Source organism: Bradyrhizobium sp. WU425 (genome assembly GCF_021052305.1).
Lineage (GTDB): Bacteria > Pseudomonadota > Alphaproteobacteria > Rhizobiales > Xanthobacteraceae > Bradyrhizobium > Bradyrhizobium canariense_D.
In genome coordinates this window covers 3,123,839-3,139,198 of the sequence record NZ_CP088089.1, presented here as the reverse complement: position 1 = coordinate 3,139,198, position 15,360 = coordinate 3,123,839, and the positions used below count along the sequence as shown (strand labels likewise).

General features: G+C 63.8%; 19 protein-coding genes. 8 read left to right on the top strand and 11 right to left on the bottom strand.

The features are described from left to right. Positions 1-131: 131 nt before the first annotated feature. Complete coding sequence (gene gcvP, locus BcanWU425_RS14925; RefSeq protein WP_204513963.1) at positions 132-2,996, top strand: aminomethyl-transferring glycine dehydrogenase; 2,865 nt, start codon at positions 132-134, stop codon at positions 2,994-2,996. Between the two features lie 133 nt (positions 2,997-3,129). Here the strand turns inward: gcvP and BcanWU425_RS14920 are convergent, their stop codons facing one another. The 3 genes from BcanWU425_RS14920 to recA all read right to left on the bottom strand — a co-directional run bounded on the left by BcanWU425_RS14920 (position 3,130) and on the right by recA (position 6,311). Further along, positions 3,130-4,122, bottom strand: a complete 993-nt coding sequence (locus BcanWU425_RS14920; RefSeq protein ID WP_204511664.1) for a hypothetical protein — start codon at positions 4,120-4,122, stop codon at positions 3,130-3,132. Between the two features lie 9 nt (positions 4,123-4,131). Then, complete coding sequence (locus tag BcanWU425_RS14915; protein WP_204511665.1) at positions 4,132-5,118, bottom strand: hypothetical protein; 987 nt, start codon at positions 5,116-5,118, stop codon at positions 4,132-4,134. A 104-nt stretch (positions 5,119-5,222) separates the two neighbouring features. Continuing rightward, the gene (gene recA / locus BcanWU425_RS14910; RefSeq protein WP_026233157.1) at positions 5,223-6,311 is read right to left on the bottom strand and encodes a recombinase RecA; all 1,089 of its coding nucleotides are present in this window, start codon (positions 6,309-6,311) and stop codon (positions 5,223-5,225) included. A gap of 258 nt (positions 6,312-6,569) precedes the next feature. Between recA and BcanWU425_RS14905 the strand changes: the two genes are divergently transcribed. Continuing rightward, a complete protein-coding gene (locus tag BcanWU425_RS14905; RefSeq protein WP_204511666.1) occupies positions 6,570-6,737 on the top strand; it encodes a hypothetical protein in 168 nt (55 codons plus the stop codon). Positions 6,738-7,374: 637 nt separating this feature from the next. On the opposite strand, the gene BcanWU425_RS14900 is transcribed toward BcanWU425_RS14905, so the two are convergent. Then, positions 7,375-7,644, bottom strand: a complete 270-nt coding sequence (locus tag BcanWU425_RS14900; RefSeq protein WP_085384304.1) for a DUF2798 domain-containing protein — start codon at positions 7,642-7,644, stop codon at positions 7,375-7,377. 298 nt (positions 7,645-7,942) lie between these two features. Between BcanWU425_RS14900 and BcanWU425_RS14895 the strand changes: the two genes are divergently transcribed. Together BcanWU425_RS14895 and BcanWU425_RS14890 are read left to right on the top strand one after the other, a co-directional pair. Next, positions 7,943-8,131: a hypothetical protein gene (locus BcanWU425_RS14895; protein WP_085384305.1), complete on the top strand. Its 189-nt coding sequence runs from the start codon at positions 7,943-7,945 to the stop codon at positions 8,129-8,131. A gap of 141 nt (positions 8,132-8,272) precedes the next feature. After that, entirely contained in the window at positions 8,273-8,506 is a 234-nt protein-coding gene (locus BcanWU425_RS14890) for a DUF6894 family protein (protein WP_018456379.1), read from the top strand. A gap of 9 nt (positions 8,507-8,515) precedes the next feature. On the opposite strand, the gene BcanWU425_RS14885 is transcribed toward BcanWU425_RS14890, so the two are convergent. Next, positions 8,516-8,770, bottom strand: coding sequence for a hypothetical protein (locus tag BcanWU425_RS14885; RefSeq protein WP_085349380.1), 255 nt, complete (start codon positions 8,768-8,770; stop codon positions 8,516-8,518). A gap of 105 nt (positions 8,771-8,875) precedes the next feature. Then, complete coding sequence (locus BcanWU425_RS14880; RefSeq protein ID WP_085349428.1) at positions 8,876-9,187, bottom strand: hypothetical protein; 312 nt, start codon at positions 9,185-9,187, stop codon at positions 8,876-8,878. A 360-nt stretch (positions 9,188-9,547) separates the two neighbouring features. Here BcanWU425_RS14880 and BcanWU425_RS14875 point away from each other — a divergent pair, with 360 nt between their 5' ends. After that, complete coding sequence (locus BcanWU425_RS14875) at positions 9,548-10,012, top strand: PaaI family thioesterase (RefSeq protein WP_018456381.1); 465 nt, start codon at positions 9,548-9,550, stop codon at positions 10,010-10,012. Between the two features lie 117 nt (positions 10,013-10,129). Here BcanWU425_RS14875 and BcanWU425_RS14870 read toward each other — a convergent pair whose 3' ends face one another. Beyond that, entirely contained in the window at positions 10,130-10,423 is a 294-nt protein-coding gene (locus BcanWU425_RS14870) for an HdeA/HdeB family chaperone (protein WP_085384333.1), read from the bottom strand. A 178-nt stretch (positions 10,424-10,601) separates the two neighbouring features. Between BcanWU425_RS14870 and BcanWU425_RS14865 the strand changes: the two genes are divergently transcribed. After that, on the top strand, positions 10,602-10,844 hold the full coding sequence (locus tag BcanWU425_RS14865) for a PilZ domain-containing protein (RefSeq protein ID WP_085384306.1): 243 nt from the start codon (positions 10,602-10,604) through the stop codon (positions 10,842-10,844). Positions 10,845-10,890: 46 nt separating this feature from the next. Here the strand turns inward: BcanWU425_RS14865 and BcanWU425_RS14860 are convergent, their stop codons facing one another. Then, a complete protein-coding gene (locus tag BcanWU425_RS14860; RefSeq protein ID WP_204513964.1) occupies positions 10,891-12,906 on the bottom strand; it encodes a pyrroloquinoline quinone-dependent dehydrogenase in 2,016 nt (671 codons plus the stop codon). Positions 12,907-12,939: 33 nt separating this feature from the next. Continuing rightward, on the bottom strand, positions 12,940-13,173 hold the full coding sequence (locus tag BcanWU425_RS14855) for a hypothetical protein (RefSeq protein ID WP_018456385.1): 234 nt from the start codon (positions 13,171-13,173) through the stop codon (positions 12,940-12,942). Positions 13,174-13,404: 231 nt separating this feature from the next. Here BcanWU425_RS14855 and BcanWU425_RS14850 point away from each other — a divergent pair, with 231 nt between their 5' ends. Beyond that, positions 13,405-13,809 carry a hypothetical protein gene (locus BcanWU425_RS14850; RefSeq protein WP_085349384.1) on the top strand — a complete coding sequence of 135 codons (405 nt, stop codon included), beginning with the start codon at positions 13,405-13,407 and terminating at the stop codon, positions 13,807-13,809. 110 nt (positions 13,810-13,919) lie between these two features. After that, positions 13,920-14,249, top strand: a complete 330-nt coding sequence (locus tag BcanWU425_RS14845) for a hypothetical protein (protein ID WP_204511667.1) — start codon at positions 13,920-13,922, stop codon at positions 14,247-14,249. A 57-nt stretch (positions 14,250-14,306) separates the two neighbouring features. Here the strand turns inward: BcanWU425_RS14845 and BcanWU425_RS14840 are convergent, their stop codons facing one another. Continuing rightward, on the bottom strand, positions 14,307-14,774 hold the full coding sequence (locus BcanWU425_RS14840; RefSeq protein ID WP_085349385.1) for a DUF6691 family protein: 468 nt from the start codon (positions 14,772-14,774) through the stop codon (positions 14,307-14,309). A gap of 5 nt (positions 14,775-14,779) precedes the next feature. Then, positions 14,780-15,208 carry a YeeE/YedE family protein gene (locus BcanWU425_RS14835; RefSeq protein ID WP_085349429.1) on the bottom strand — a complete coding sequence of 143 codons (429 nt, stop codon included), beginning with the start codon at positions 15,206-15,208 and terminating at the stop codon, positions 14,780-14,782. Positions 15,209-15,360 lie beyond the last annotated feature (152 nt).

The following is a 15,360-nucleotide window of genomic DNA, read 5'->3' as shown; positions in this document are numbered from 1 at the left end:
TCATCGTCCGCGAAGGCGGACGATCCAGTACGCCGCGGCCAATCGGCCCTAGCCGAAGCGGCTGCGTTTACTGGATGCCCCGCCTTCGCGGGGCATGACGGCGACAAGAACATCTGAAGCGAGGACCCATGATGACCGCGCACCGCAAATCCAACGGCGACACCACCAGCTTCGTTCGCCGCCACATCGGCCCCTCCGCGCGCGACGTCACCGCGATGCTCGAGGCCGTCGGCGCGAACAGCGTCGATACGCTGATGGCGCAGACGCTGCCGGCCTCGATCCGGCAGGCCGCCCCACTCGATCTCGGCAAGCCCTTGAGCGAGACCGAAGCGATCGCGCATATGGCCGAACTCGCCGCCCAGAACCAGGTCTTCACCTCGCTGATCGGCCAAGGCTATTCCGGCACGATCCTGCCCGCGGTGATCCAGCGCAACATCTTGGAGAGTCCGGCCTGGTACACCGCCTACACGCCCTACCAGCCCGAGATCAGCCAGGGCCGGCTGGAGGCGCTGCTCAACTTCCAGACCATGATCTGCGATCTTACCGGGCTCGACGTCGCCAACGCCTCACTGCTCGACGAGGCCACCGCGGCCGCCGAAGCGATGGCGCTCGCGGAGCGGCACTCACGGGTCGAAGCAAAGGCCTTCTTCGTCGACAAGGACGTGCATCCGCAGACGCTCGCCGTGATGCGCACCCGCGCGGAGCCGCTGGGCTGGACCCTGGTCGTGGGCGATCCCCTCACCGATCTCGACAAGACCGACGTGCTTGGTGCACTGCTGCAATATCCGGGCAGTTCAGGCGCTGTGCGCGACCTCAGGCCCGCGATCGCCAGCCTGAAGGCCAAGGGCGCACTCGCGATCATCGCCGCCGATCTGCTGGCGCTGACACTGCTCGCCTCGCCCGGCGAGCTCGGCGCGGACATCGCCATCGGCTCGGCGCAACGTTTTGGCGTGCCGATGGGTTATGGCGGGCCGCACGCGGCCTATATGGCGGTGCGCGATGCGCTGAAGCGCTCGCTGCCCGGCCGCATCGTCGGCCTCTCCGTGGATTCGCGCGGAATGCCGGCCTACCGTCTCGCGCTGCAGACCCGCGAGCAGCACATCCGCCGCGAGAAGGCGACCTCCAACATCTGCACCGCGCAGGTGCTGCTCGCCGTGATCGCCTCGATGTATGCAGTCTATCACGGCCCCGAAGGCCTTTCGCAGATCGCGCGCAATGTGCACCGCCGCGCCGCGGTGCTGGCGGCCGGCCTGCGCAAGCTCGGCTTTGCGCTCCAGTCCGACAGCTTCTTCGACACGCTCAGCGTGGATGCAGGGGCGAAGCGTACCGAAATCGTGGCGCGCGCGGCGGCCGAGAAGATCAATCTCGGCGCTGGCGAAACTGCATTGCGGATCGCGCTCGACGAGACCACCACGCCCGCAACGGTGGAAGCAGTCTGGCGCGCCTTCGGCGGGCAGCTTGCATACGCCGAGATCGACGCCACCACGCGCGAGGCGCTGCCGGAGACGCTCAAGCGTGCGACCTCTTTCCTCACCCACCCCGTCTTCCACGCGCATCGCTCGGAAACCGAGATGCTGCGCTACATGCGCAAGCTCAGCGACCGCGACCTCGCGCTCGACCGCGCGATGATCCCGCTCGGCTCGTGCACCATGAAGCTGAACGCGACCACCGAGATGATGCCGCTGACCTGGCCGGAATTCGGCAGCCTGCATCCGTTCGCCCCGCCTGAGCAGGCGAAGGGCTACTACGCGCTGTTCGCGCGGCTGGAAAAATGGCTGTGCGACATCACCGGCTATGACGCGATCTCGCTGCAGCCGAACTCGGGCGCGCAAGGCGAATATGCTGGGCTGCTCGCGATCCGCGGCTATCACGCGGCGCGCGGCGAGACGCACCGCAAGATCTGCCTGATCCCCTCCTCCGCCCACGGCACCAACCCGGCTTCGGCCGCGATGGTCGGCATGGACGTGGTGGTGGTCGCCTGCGAGAAGAACGGCGACGTCGACGTCAACGATCTCCGCGCCAAGGCCGAGAAGCATTCGAACGACCTCGCCGCCGTCATGATCACCTATCCCTCGACGCATGGCGTGTTCGAGGAGCACATCCGCGAGATCTGCGACATCGTGCATGGCCATGGCGGTCAGGTCTATCTCGACGGCGCCAACCTCAACGCGCAGGTCGGCCTTAGCAGGCCCGGCGATTACGGCGCCGATGTCAGCCATCTCAACCTGCACAAGACCTTCTGCATCCCGCATGGCGGCGGCGGCCCGGGCATGGGCCCGATCGGCGTCAAGGCGCACCTCGCACCGTTCCTCCCGGGCCATCCCGCGACAGATGGGAAAGCGCCTGTGGGACCGGTCTCGGCCGCGCCGTTCGGCTCGGCTTCGATCCTGACCATCTCCTACATCTACATTCTGATGATGGGCGGCGAAGGCCTCAAGCGCGCCACCGAGATCGCGATCCTCAACGCCAACTACGTGGCTGCAAGGCTCGATGCGCACTTCCCGGTGCTCTACAAGAACGAGAAAGGCCGCGTCGCGCATGAGTGCATCGTCGACCCCCGCGCGCTGAAGACGACCTCAGGCGTCACCGTCGACGACATTGCCAAGCGCCTGATCGATTACGGCTTCCACGCGCCGACCATGAGCTTCCCGGTGCCGGGCACGCTGATGATCGAGCCGACCGAATCGGAATCCAGGGCGGAGCTCGATCGTTTCTGCGATGCCATGATCGCGATCCGGAAGGAAATCGCCGAGGTCGAGGCCGGCCGCTTCAAGATCGAGGCGTCGCCGCTCCGCCACGCCCCGCACACCGTGCACGACATCGCGGATGACGACTGGAAGCGCGCCTACACCCGCGCCGAGGGCTGCTTCCCCGCGGGCACCTCGCGCACCGACAAATACTGGAGCCCGGTCGGGCGCGTCGACAACGTCTATGGCGACCGCAACCTGGTGTGCTCCTGCCCGCCGGTGAGCGATTACGCGGAGGCGGCGGAGTAACCGTTTTGTAGGGTGGGTTAGCCACCGGCTGCGCGAAGCGCAGTCGCTAGCGTAACCCACCACTTCTGTCTCTGGCGAAATGGAAGAGGTGGGCTACACTTCGCTAACCCACCCTCCGGCACGGAACACGCATTTAGGGCGCAACCAACGAGCGGGTCTCGGGGTCCCACCGCCAGAGTCGCTCGTTGGTCAGGTGAGTGCCGCCCCACCAGCGATCAATCCGGTTGTGCCGGCGAAAATCCTGGTCGCCTCCCAACACCGCCTTTCCGAACTCGGTCAGCGTCAATTGCGACCGCTCATACCGATCGAACTGACTTGAATCGTCGTGCATCTCTAGCGAAAACGGACCTTGATCCAGTCCCGACACGGCCGGCCTCTCGCACCGCGCAAGGCCGTCAAGCAGCGCTCCAACTTCCCAATAACCATACACATCCAGCCCGTTGCACTTCTGATGGCCCGGAAAGACATCGAAAGGCTGCATGCCGCCTCGCGCGATGAGCTGGAGTATCCGCGCTTCCGTGGCTCCAAGGCCTGAGGCGGGACGCGGAAGTTCGTTGAGCAGAGCCCTCACGTGAGGGGCGAGTTGTGGCAAACAGCTCAAATTGGTCTTGAAGAGATCCCTCCAACTTTGCGGGGTCGGCGCGCGATAGGCCCGCCATGCACGCTTGGCCAATTTGAGTTGACGAGGTGTGATCGCAACAGCCGGCGGGTAGAGTTCGCTTCGCGGTGGGTCGACATCCCTGACACCCAAGAACAGGGAGCGCACGACAAAGTCGGGATTTGCATCGTGTTGGCGGCCCCAATGATCGAGCAGCCAGAGCAGGATCAATTGCGCATTTGGCTCCGGCCCTCGCCAAAACTCGACCGTGTCATATTCCGCGAGCAGTTCAATCAGTCCTCGATCCTTCACGCCTGATTCCTCGAGACGCCAGGACGGCGTATCGTCGAGCCAGTGAAGCCCGCGGGGCTGTGTCGTACGCGGCGCAAAGAATGCGTCCAGCTCTGCATCGGCTGGCAACGGTCCCCAGACCAGCCGGCGCTCGATGGCAATCACGAGGTCGGCAAGGCCCGCCTGTTGAATAGCGCCGGCGATGGACGAGTCGGTCGTGACAATGAGCCGCGTCATGCCGTGGCCTCAAGGCTTCGTCAAAACATTACCGTAACGCCACAGCCGATCATTGGTCAGGTGCGTGCCGCCCCACCAGCGGTCGATCGGATTGTGGCGACTGAAATCTTCCTGATGGGCCAGGACGGCCCTGCCGAACTCGGTCAACGACAACCGGCTGCGGAGATAGACCTCGTGCCGAGCTCTTAAATTTTCGCGATCGATCGTGCGCAGTTCGTCGCCCAACCCGGCCACTACGGGCTTGGGGCCGAGCGCGAGCCCCTCGAGCAACGAACCCAACTCAAATTCTCCGAACACATATGTGCGCCGTTGCGAGCGCAGGTGAAACAACGCATTCGTGTTTGCAAACCCTCTAGCAAGGAGCTCCAGAAATCGCATCTCGGTCGCACCGAGACCCGTGAAAGGCGACGGCAGTTCTGCCAAGAGATCGAGCAAGGCCGGGCGCAGCATCAGCAATGCACTGAGATCCTGGTGTAGGAGATCGACGCACGCCTCAGGGGTCGTCGCGCGGTAGGCCGACCACGCCAACCGGGCAGTCTCGAACTCTCGAGCCGTGATACGCACGACTTGAATGTGCGGCTCGGACGCAGCGAGATCCTCACCGCGTTCTGTGGTCAGCTCGGATGCCACAAGTCGAAGTTTAAGCTTTCGCACCAGCGAGGAGCAGGAGCTGAGGTGGTCCAGCAGCCAGACGAGCTGCAATTGATCCCGGGGAGCTGGGTCGAACCAAAGTTCAACCACGTCATATTGCTCGCAGAAGTTCGCAAGGGACAAGTCTTTGCGGGCCTTGATGTCCTTGGGCCACCGGATGCCCCAGTCGGACCAATGATCACCCGGCCCGAGATTCGCCGAACGCGCGGCGAAAAAGGCTGCGAGCTTCTCGGGCGAGGGCAGCGGTCCCCACTCAAAGTGAAACGAGGATGAGATGACAAGCTCCGCCAAGCCCGATCGGGCGAGCCCGCTTCCGGACGAACTGGTCAAGATCAACCGCTTCATCGCGCCCCCCGAGCACGACCAATCCCAAACGAAACAGGCGCCGAAGACGTCGGCAACTCAACGTCCTCAGCGCCCGCTCCTCGCGAAAACTTTACTGTTGAAGCTTACTCGTCCGCCGGCTCCTCGCCGTCGGCGTCACGCTCGGGGCTGCCGGCGAGAATCTGCTCGGCGATCAGGCCGGAGTTCTGGCGGATCGAGGTCTCGATCTTGGCGGTGATGTCGGGGTTGGCCTTCAGGAACGCTTTCGAATTCTCGCGGCCCTGGCCAAGACGCTGGCTGTCGTAGGAGAACCAGGCGCCGGATTTTTCGACGATGCCGGCTTTGACGCCGAGATCGAGGATCTCGCCCATCTTGGAGACGCCCTCGCCGTACATGATGTCGAACTCGACCTGCTTGAACGGCGGCGCCAGCTTGTTCTTGACGACCTTGACGCGCGTGGTGTTGCCGACCACTTCGTCACGCTCCTTGATCGCGCCGATGCGGCGGATGTCGAGGCGGACGGAAGCATAGAATTTCAGCGCGTTGCCGCCGGTGGTGGTTTCCGGCGAGCCGTACATCACGCCGATCTTCATGCGGATCTGGTTGATGAAGATCACCATCGTATTGGACTTGTTGATGGACGCCGTCAGCTTGCGCAGCGCCTGGCTCATCAGACGCGCCTGCAGACCCGGCAGCGCATCGCCCATCTCGCCCTCGAGCTCGGCCTTCGGCACCAGCGCCGCGACCGAATCGATCACCAGCACGTCGACCGCGCCGGAGCGCACCAGCGTGTCGCAGATTTCCAGCGCCTGCTCGCCGGTGTCCGGCTGGGAGATCAGGAGCTCGTCGATATTGACGCCCAGCTTGCGCGCATAGACCGGGTCGAGCGCGTGCTCGGCGTCGATGAAGGCGCAGATGCCGCCCTTCTTCTGCCCTTCCGCCACCGTGTGCAGCGCCAGCGTGGTCTTGCCCGAGGATTCCGGCCCGTAGATCTCCACGACGCGCCCCTTCGGCAGGCCGCCGATCCCGAGCGCGATATCAAGCCCCAACGAGCCCGAAGAGACCGCCTCGACATCCATCGAACGGTCGTTCTTGCCAAGCTTCATCACCGAGCCCTTGCCGAACTGACGCTCGATCTGGGAGAGCGCGGCGGCGAGAGCTTTACTCTTGTCCATGGAGGATCCTTCGACGATACGCAGGGCAGTGGTGGACATCGGGTCGTGCTCCTTATGACGAGGATTCGCGTGAGGGACAAACGATTGGCGAGGTGGCGCGGCGATAAAAACAATGTACCCTATTTGTTCTAGGTTCGCAATATGTTCTTTTGCGATTTTGGCTGCCTGACGCGCATCAAAGACGGATGCGCTGTGCGCCGTCAGAATTCCGCAATCGTCCGGCACCGAACCTTTCGCGGTCTGCGGCCTTCTCCTGGATAGCTCTTGGACGAGACCGCAACTCTGGGGACTTCAGTCATGACGAACAACACGCATCACGATACGACCCGGCGCACTCCGCTGCTGGAGGCGGCGCGGGAGGAGCTGAGCAAGTTCGAGCGTAAGGAAAACGAGTTCCGCAAGAAAGACCGCGAAGAGCGTGCCGCCGAACTCCGCTTGCCGCTGGACGCGATCAAGGTTCATTAGGCCGCTGGGACTGCGCTGGCGACGGTGCCGGAGCGGCCGCCCGTTGATCTCAGGGAATCGGCACGGGAATCGGGATTCGGATGGCCGTGAAAGGCGAATCTGAGCCGATATGGTATCCAAATACTACCAGTAAGCCATTGATTGGGTGGGGAAATTTGTAGGCACGCTACTGTGCAAGGGGTTGTTTTCGCGTTTTTGAAAGGCGCGCACGGGCCTTTCCACCCTCGGAGCCATCTTCCGCACCCAACAGCGCCTACAGCAGAACCAGCAACCCGATGCCGATTACCAGCACGACGAAGCCAGCCGCCGTCGCGGCGGCGAATGACCGCTCTACGTTGTCCATGGTGCCACCCCGTTGCCGGCACGCCACGTTTCCCCCATGGCAGCACCGTCGCCGCGAAATCTCGCCTGCGGTTGTGTCCTGAGTTGTGCGAACGGATGTCGAAATTGGGACCGGTGCGGGGCCAGTCTGCGGCCCCCGCGCTCCGGCTTTTGCTGCCACCGTCGGGCCTTGTCAGGCTGTCGTAAGCTGAGCCGGCTAGGGTCGCCCGGCTATGGTGTTGCAGCCCAGCACCTCAGCCTCCAATAACCTTCTCCCCGCTTGGTTCTCCCAAGCGGGGTTTTTTCATTCCGATTTTCATGCTGATTTTCTTGCCGGCCGGCCGGTTTGCGAACCGCCCTCCTCCTGCGTCAGCCGCAGCGAGAAGGCGCGGATCGCCGGCGCTGCGAGCAGCACGATCGGCAGCATCGCCGCCCATGCGATCAGCCACGACACCATCCAGTGCGCCAGGAAGTCCAGCGCGTTCCCTGCGGGAAAGCTGGCGATGCCCGCGGCGATCAGCGAGGTCAGTCCGGACTGGATGATTCCGAACACGAAATGAGAATAGCGGCGGGGAATGCCCGGCATGACGCGTCCATGTTGCTTAGCCGCATCGGGCCAAGCAAGGCACATGCCGCCGCGTTCCGGAAGGCGCCCTTACCCATTCTCGGAACTCTGTTCTTGGCCGGAGAACCACGGGCATGAGGTCTCGCGCCGACGCGCGCGGCCGACGTCTTTCGAATTTCGATTTCGTATGTTCCGGAGCGCGTGCGTTTGCGCGATAGCCGTGAGCTATCCGGGGCTTACCGACAGGTTTGGCTTTCCCTTGGAATATTATGCCGCCCAGCATGTTCTCAGTGATGGAAGTGAATCGTGGGAGATGGCCATGAATCACAGGGGCATCGAGTTCACCGTCGCCAAGACGGCAATTCCCGGCATCTGGCAGTGGCAGTTCCGCATCGGCGAGCAGATCAAGACCGGCAGGACCGAGACCAAGATCGATCTCTTGGCGATCCGACGGGTGCAGCTGCGCATCGATCGGGAGCTGAAGGCGATCGGACGCGACACAGCCTGAGCCGTCGGACCGAGATCGGTGGGCTGGCGCCCATGGGGCTATTCCGTAGCCGCCCGGAATTGATCTGCCGATGGTTTGGGATTGGACTGCCCGCGATTATGGCCGTGGGGACGGAGCCATCAGGCGCGATCGGTGCGAACCATGCCGCTCTACTTCTTTCGAATCCGGAACGGCCGCTATTCCGGCTGTGCCGACCAGGCGTCGGAATTTGCCGATCGCGATTTGGCCTGGAAGGAGATGACAAGCGTCTGCGCCGACATGGCCGCCGGCATCGCCCGCAAGCTCCAGGAAAATTCCGAATGGAATATGGAGCTGCTGGACGAGGCCAAGGAGCCCGTGTTCCGGATCCGCATCACATCCGAAACCTTCGAATAGGGGCCGGCCCTAATCCGCGCTGGGCAGCCGCCGCATCGTGAATTCAATGTCGCCGCCGGGCAGCTCGCGCCAGGTCTCGACCGCGCTCATATAGCCGGCCTTGGGGTAGCGGGCGAAGAAAGCCTGCGCCCTCTCCCGTGCCGCCGCGCGCGGCAGCGTGAAGGTCTCGCGCAGATAGCCGTCGCCGGCCCTCGGGCCGGGCTTGCCGCCCATCTTGCGCCGGCGCGCCATCCGCTCGGCGAGATCCCGCGGACGATCGGCCATGTTCTGCTCTCCTCGACGCGATACACTCCCGCGCAATGTAGGAAGCAGGCCGATCAAAGAGGAGTCCCGGCCGGAGGCATCAACCGCCGCCGATCGGGCGGAAGGTCAATTGGCAGTCGTGCCGGACTTCTTCTTCGGCGCACCGGTTGCGGCCGACGCCTTTGGCGCCGCCGACGCCTTCGGCGGGTCGGAGCGCATGCCACCCCAGGGATCGTTGGACGCCTTGGAGTCTGGAATCTTCTTCAGCGTTTCCTTGTAGGCCCTGTCACGCTCGGCCTCCGCGGCCTTCTCCTCGGGGGTCTTGCCAGGCCCCTCCTGCAGCAAATTGAGATTGGGCATTTGCGCATAAGCCGGTCCCGCCAGCACGGTCGGTCCCGCCAGAACAGCCAGCACCGCGGCCATACGGAAAAGCTTCATCATTGACTCCTTGATCATCCATGGCGGCGCGGGTCGCCCGCGCCTTGTCACCCCTGCCACAACCGCAGGGGCCGCTCGGCCCGCTAGAGCCGGTCCGATCTGCACGATTTCGGCGCGTGGAGCCAGTCGTCCCAGATCGGGCCGCACTTGGTGCACCCGTTCAGCAACAGGCCGAGCCCGGCCAGACAAAACACGAGGACATACCTACGCAACATCACCCACCCATACCCACTCCATGGCATCATACCGGGCGAAGTCAGGCATTTTCAAGCCGACGGGACCCGCGGCAGACCGGCGACTTTGCCGCGCCGGTCCGCTCGAAATGCCGAACATCCGGCAATACAGGAGGGAACGACAGCAATGCCATCGCAGCCAGAAGCCGAGTTCGGCATCAGTGAGGCCCGACGCATCCTCGGCGAAGTCTTTGCGCCCTGGGTCCAGGATCTCAACCTGTCGGTCGAGCGCATCGATCACCTGCCGCCGCCGGACGTGCCGGACTGGCAGCCGGCAGCGCTCCTGCGCATGCCGTTCTCGGAGCGGCTGTGCCGCAACGGTGGTGTGGTCTGCGGCCAGGCGCTGATGGCGCTCGCCGACACCGCGATGGTGATCGCGAACCTCGCCGCCAACCGCGGCTATCGTCCGATGACGACGGTCGACCAGACCACGCATTTCATGCGCGCCGTCTCCTCGTCGGACGTACTGGCCGACGCCCGCGTGGTGCGACTCGGACGCACCATGAGCTTTGGCCGGGTCACGCTGCTCTCGGCCACCGACAACAAGCCGGTGGCGATGGTGTCGAGTGCGTTCGCGATGCTGCCGGGATGAGCATCATCCGAAAGAAGAAAGCCGCGTGAGCGCAAAGCGCACCGCGGCTCTCAATGGCGTCATGTCGAGACGGGAAGCGCGGTTGTGATCGCGCGTCGTGCCGACACGCGGCAGAAATTACTTGCCGAGCACTTCGTCAGCCGCGGTGACAATGCTGACGTTGGGATTTTTTCCGCAATAGCTGCCGAACTGCTTGGCGTTCTCGACGAATACGTTGGTGTCGATGATCGCATTCTCTTCGTCGCCCTTGTACCAGCCGTCCATCCAGGTCAGCACCATCTTGATGGTGTCGTCGCCGCTCTCCAGGAACTGCTTGCAGCTCATGGTCGCGAGATCGAGCTTGGTGGCGTGGGCGGGCATGGACGAGAGCGAGAGCGCTGCGGCGAACAGAAGCGAAAACGTGGTCTTCATCAATATCTCCATCGGCGCGTAGCGCCACAAAGGAACGGCTTGGGGAAATCCGCGGAGTGACTTCCGCTTCGACGTCGTAAACGAAATCTGAAGCGCTCTGCAAGTAGCGCCAGTATTGAGTTTAGTTCAACGTAATTTCTATGCACTACTTCACAAAGATCATTATGGATTAACGCGGATGATCGAGAAGCGTGCTGCGCAGCGTCACCGTGTTTTCAAGGGTGGAAAGATCACCTTTGAAAACAGCGGCATCACGTGCACGGTGCGAAACATGTCGGCGGACGGCGCCGCAATCGACCTCGATGCCCTCGTCACATTGCCGCAATCGTTCACGCTCGCGATCGCGCGCGACAATTTCGTGCGGAAATGCCGCCCTGTCTGGCGTAGCGACAGGCGCATCGGCCTCGCTTTCGTACAGTAGTGCATACGATGTGAACGATCATTCGCATCGCGCGCGCGACGCTGCGTCATGTTCGCGCGACACGACGTCGGCGACGCCAGCCCAGGCTTGCAACCACGAGCGCGACGATCGCGAGCGCGATCGCCGATGATGCCGCAAAAAATCGTCCACCGGGGCGATCGATCGTACGCGACCACAGCGACGGCCCCTCGCCCGGCCGTGCCAGGCGAAACACAACGAAGCTGTCGCCGATTGAGGTGCCTGCCTCGGAGTGGCCGCCGGCGCCGATCGCGACATACTGCTCGCCCTTCCAGAGATAGGTCATGGGATTGGCGACGCCGGGCACGGGCAGCCGACCCTGCCACAGCTCCCTGCCGCTGCGCGCATCGAAGGCGCGCAAATAGGCGTCCATCGCTCCGGTGAAGACGAGCCCGCCTGCCGTGACCGCGAGCCCGTTGACGAGCGGCGCACCCCACGGCAGCGGCACGCCGAGCGGGGCGAGATCCTCGGTGGTGCCGACCGTCGAACGCCAGAGGATCTTGCCGGCCTTCAGATCGACCGCGACCATCTCGCCCCAGGGCGGCTTGTTGCAAAGAAGCCCGAGCGGCGACATTGCCACCGCACGCGACATCGCAAACGGCGCACCCGTCTGCTGGCCGAAATCATGACCGGGCGGAGGATCGAACCCGGCCGCCTCCGCCCGCGGAATCAGCTTGATGAGATGAACGGCCCGGCTGGTGTTGGCATAAAGGACCTGGTTGACGGGGTCGAAGGCCGCACTTCCCCAGTTGACGCCGCCGCCGGTGAACGGAAACTCCAGCGTGCCTTGGGTTGAGGGGGGCGTGTACAGGCCCTCGTTGCGTGCCTCCGCAAACTGCTTCTCGCATGCTGAGCGGCGCAGGCCCGGAACGAGCGAGAGCGCATCCTCAGCCGAGATTTTTTGCGACATCAGCTGTGGCACATGCGTCGGGAATGGCTGCGTGGGCGACAGCCGTTCACCTTCCGCGGCCCCCTGCGGGACGCTGCGCTCCTCGACCGGCCATACCGGCTTGCCGGTGTCGCGATCGAGCACGAAGACAAAGCCCTGCTTGGTCGGCTGGATCACGACATCGCGCTGACCATCGCCGGTGTCGATGCGCGTGAGCGTCGGTTGCGCCGGCAGATCGTAATCCCAGACGTCGTGATGCACGGTTTGGAATGCCCATACGAGCTCGCCCGTCTCGATGCGCAGCGCGACCACCGAATTGGCATGTTCGTTGTTGCCCGGCCGCTTGCCGCCCCAGAAATCCGGCGACGGCGAGGACGTCGGCAGGAATACCAGTCCGCGCGCCGCGTCGACCGACATCGGCGCCCAGACATTGGCGTGACCGGCTTCGATGCCGTCGCGCTTGAGCGGCTCGAACGTCCAGCGCGGCTGACCGCTACGCGCATCGAACGCACGCACCACACCGCTCGGCGCGTCGACGCGGCGGTTGTCGCCAATCGCAGAGCCGACCACGACGACCCCGCGGCCGACCGCCGGCGGCGAGGTGATCTGGAATTCGCCCGGCCATTCCAGCTTCATGCCAATGTCGGGCCTGACCTCACCGCCCTCGCCGAAGCCGGCACAGGGGATTCCCGTCTTCGCATCGAGCGCGATCAGGCGAACATCGTTGGTGCCCATGAAGATACGCGATCGACATGCCGCATCTACAGGCGCCTCATCGTCGATCCAGTAAGTGACGCCGCGGCAGACGTAGCGGTTGGCGGGACGCTGGTTCATCGCGATCCTGGGATCGTAGCGCCATTTCTGCGCGCCCGTACCGGGATCGAGCGCGATCACCTCGTTGAAAGGCGAGCAGAAGACCAGGCTGTCCTCGACGAACAGCGGCGTCGCCTGGAATTTGGTTCGCCGCATCACCCCGGGCGGCCGCGCCGCGAGATCGCCCGTGTGGAATTCGAAGGCCCGAACCAGGTTGCCGACATTGTCGGGCGTGATCTCTCGCAATGGCGAGAAGCGCGAGCCACCGGGATCGCCACCCCAGCTCTCCCAGGCGATGCCTGGCCGCGACGAAAACAAGAGGAGCGTGATGAGAGCGGCCAAATAGCAGGAGCGGGTCGCCAAGGCCCGCCTCACCTATTTCGGCTTCTTGCCAGGTTCAGGCGGACGCGCCCCGCTCCACGGATCGTACTTCTCCTTGGACTCGGGAATGCGCTCGAGTGCGGCCTTGTAGGCCTTCTCGTCGACCTTGGGCTTGTTGTCCGCCTTCTGGCCGCCCTCGTTAGGCTGACGCCTGCCACCGCCCATCTGCGCCTGCGCGGAGGCAACCGCCAGCGCAAGCACGGCGGCCGCTATGACCAAAATTCTCATGGGCGCAATCCCCCTCGTCTGGGGTACAAACTAGCCGGCAATTATGGAATAGCCAATGCCGCGGGCTCCAGGGCTTCAGGAAATCTTGGCTTCAGTAAATCTTGGCTTCAGGAAATCTTGGCTCCAAGAATCCTGGCTCCAAGGAATTCTGGCTTCAGCAAATTTTGATCGGCCGGGTCTTCGTCGGATCGCATTCGTGCCTATGTTTTGGCCCGCAGGGGACCTTCACGGATGTTACGGATTATTGCTCATGCCGCGCTGCTGGGCAGCGCGCTCGCGCTCGGGGCCTGCGGGTTTGCCGACAGCCGCGCACCGGTGCCCGAGTTCATGCGCATGAAGGAGGCCGAGCAGCCGCCGCCCGAATCGCCCCCCGACGTCAAACGCGTCGTGCGCGAGCAGATCGAAGTCGTCTTCCTCAGCACGTCCTATCCGCGTGAGGTGCATGTCGCCACACCCCATCGTGAGGTACGAGGACCGGGCTGGACAGCTTGCGTCCGCGCGCAGCTCACCTCGGCGACCGGATCGCCGCTCGGGCCACAGACCTACATCGTGACCATATCAGGCGGAAAGGTGGTCGATCGCCGCCGCGCCGAAGCGGACGACATCTGCGGATCGGAAAGCTACGAGCCGATCTAGGAAACGGATCAAGCCGACGTCCGATCCGGTTCCGGGAAAAACCTGTAATTTTGCCGGAACGATCATGGCCTCCCCTTCTTGTTACCGCCGAGGGCAGTTTCGAGGAGGACATGATGAGGACATTCACGATTGCGTTGCTGGCTGGCGTCGGAGCCTTGGCAGCGGTGAGCGGCGCGAAGGCCGCCGACGTCTATACGACCAGCGAATACACCAGCCCCGATCTCGTCCAGCAAGTGCGGCTGGTCTGCGACGATTCCGGCAATTGCTATCGCACCCGCGGCGGCTCGCGTGTGATCGTGCGCGACTCCTACGCGACGATGCCGCGTGACCGCTACTATGAGCGCCGCACCTATCGCGACTGGGACGATGGTCCGCGCAGCGGCGTCGGCATCCGCGCACCCGGCGTCAGTGTTGGCGTTGGTGTCGGCGATCGCTGGTAGTCGATGAAGCCATGAAATGCAGGACCGGACGAGATAACTCGCCCGGTCCTGTCCATGTCAGATCTCGAGCGGTTTTCCCGGCGTGACAATACGCGTTGCCGACGAGAGCTGCGCGATGAAGCGGGCGAGCACCATGCCGGCACACATCGCGGCGACGAAGATGAAGGCGGAGGCCGAGCCAAATCCGAGCGCGGTCAACGCCGGGCCTGGGCAAAAGCCTACAAGGCCCCAGCCGATACCGAAGATGGCGGGACCGGCGATAATCCTCGGATCGATGTCTTTTCGCGTTGGGACATAGAAGCGATCGGCGAAGACAGGCCGCGCCAATTTCAGGACGCGGCTGAAGCCGATGAAGGTCACCGCGACCGCGCCAGCCATCACGAATGCGAGGCTTGCGTCCCACGTTCCTGCCGGGATGCCGCCAACGTCCAGGAAATTCAGGACCTTTGCCGGGTTCGACATACCTGAGACGATGAGGCCAAGCCCAAAGACCACACCGATCCCGAATTGAATGAGGATTGTCATCGCGGTCAGCTCCAGTGCCGCATCACGAATACGGTCGCCATGCCGGCCGCCATGAAGGTCATGGTCGCGACCAGCGATCGCGCCGACAACCGCGACAAGCCACAGACGCCGTGGCCCGAGGTGCAGCCGCTGCCCCACACCGCGCCGAAGCCGGTGAGCAATCCCGCGACGATCAGAAGCGGCGTTCCGGCGCCGATCGTTTGCGCCGGCAGGCCTCCCGTGACAAGGCGCACCAGAACGGGCGCGACGATAAGGCCCGCGACGAAGGCGAGCCGGCCGGCGAATTGCCGATCCTCGTAAGGCGGAAACAGCCGCGCCGCGATACCGCTGACCCCGGCGATCCGTCCCGTCGTCCACATCAGCAGCACGGCGGACAGGCCGATCAACGCGCCGCCAAGGAGCGACGCAATCGGCGTAAAAGATGTGGCGACCATGATGATCCTCCGGGTCGAGAGCAATTCTGGCGTATCCATCGGCGCATCCGGCCGGCTCGCGGCCGGATGCTCAACGAAACGTTAATATTACCACTCGAATTGAGACGGTGTCCCAACTGTATTTTCCAATCTTTGCGCTAAGCATGGCCTCC

Bases quoted from the DNA above. Each gene is read 5' to 3' on its own strand.
- gcvP (WP_204513963.1), top strand. From the start codon at position 132: ATGACCGCGCACCGCAAATCCAACGGCGACACCACCAGCTTCGTTCGC.
- BcanWU425_RS14920 (WP_204511664.1), bottom strand. From the start codon at position 4,122: ATGACGCGGCTCATTGTCACGACCGACTCGTCCATCGCCGGCGCTATT.
- BcanWU425_RS14915 (WP_204511665.1), bottom strand. From the start codon at position 5,118: ATGAAGCGGTTGATCTTGACCAGTTCGTCCGGAAGCGGGCTCGCCCGA.
- recA (WP_026233157.1), bottom strand. From the start codon at position 6,311: ATGTCCACCACTGCCCTGCGTATCGTCGAAGGATCCTCCATGGACAAG.
- BcanWU425_RS14905 (WP_204511666.1), top strand. From the start codon at position 6,570: ATGACGAACAACACGCATCACGATACGACCCGGCGCACTCCGCTGCTG.
- BcanWU425_RS14900 (WP_085384304.1), bottom strand. From the start codon at position 7,644: ATGCCGGGCATTCCCCGCCGCTATTCTCATTTCGTGTTCGGAATCATC.
- BcanWU425_RS14895 (WP_085384305.1), top strand. From the start codon at position 7,943: ATGAATCACAGGGGCATCGAGTTCACCGTCGCCAAGACGGCAATTCCC.
- BcanWU425_RS14890 (WP_018456379.1), top strand. From the start codon at position 8,273: ATGCCGCTCTACTTCTTTCGAATCCGGAACGGCCGCTATTCCGGCTGT.
- BcanWU425_RS14885 (WP_085349380.1), bottom strand. From the start codon at position 8,770: ATGGCCGATCGTCCGCGGGATCTCGCCGAGCGGATGGCGCGCCGGCGC.
- BcanWU425_RS14880 (WP_085349428.1), bottom strand. From the start codon at position 9,187: ATGAAGCTTTTCCGTATGGCCGCGGTGCTGGCTGTTCTGGCGGGACCG.
- BcanWU425_RS14875 (WP_018456381.1), top strand. From the start codon at position 9,548: ATGCCATCGCAGCCAGAAGCCGAGTTCGGCATCAGTGAGGCCCGACGC.
- BcanWU425_RS14870 (WP_085384333.1), bottom strand. From the start codon at position 10,423: ATGAAGACCACGTTTTCGCTTCTGTTCGCCGCAGCGCTCTCGCTCTCG.
- BcanWU425_RS14865 (WP_085384306.1), top strand. From the start codon at position 10,602: ATGATCGAGAAGCGTGCTGCGCAGCGTCACCGTGTTTTCAAGGGTGGA.
- BcanWU425_RS14855 (WP_018456385.1), bottom strand. From the start codon at position 13,173: ATGAGAATTTTGGTCATAGCGGCCGCCGTGCTTGCGCTGGCGGTTGCC.
- BcanWU425_RS14850 (WP_085349384.1), top strand. From the start codon at position 13,405: ATGTTACGGATTATTGCTCATGCCGCGCTGCTGGGCAGCGCGCTCGCG.
- BcanWU425_RS14845 (WP_204511667.1), top strand. From the start codon at position 13,920: ATGATGAGGACATTCACGATTGCGTTGCTGGCTGGCGTCGGAGCCTTG.
- BcanWU425_RS14840 (WP_085349385.1), bottom strand. From the start codon at position 14,774: ATGACAATCCTCATTCAATTCGGGATCGGTGTGGTCTTTGGGCTTGGC.
- BcanWU425_RS14835 (WP_085349429.1), bottom strand. From the start codon at position 15,208: ATGGTCGCCACATCTTTTACGCCGATTGCGTCGCTCCTTGGCGGCGCG.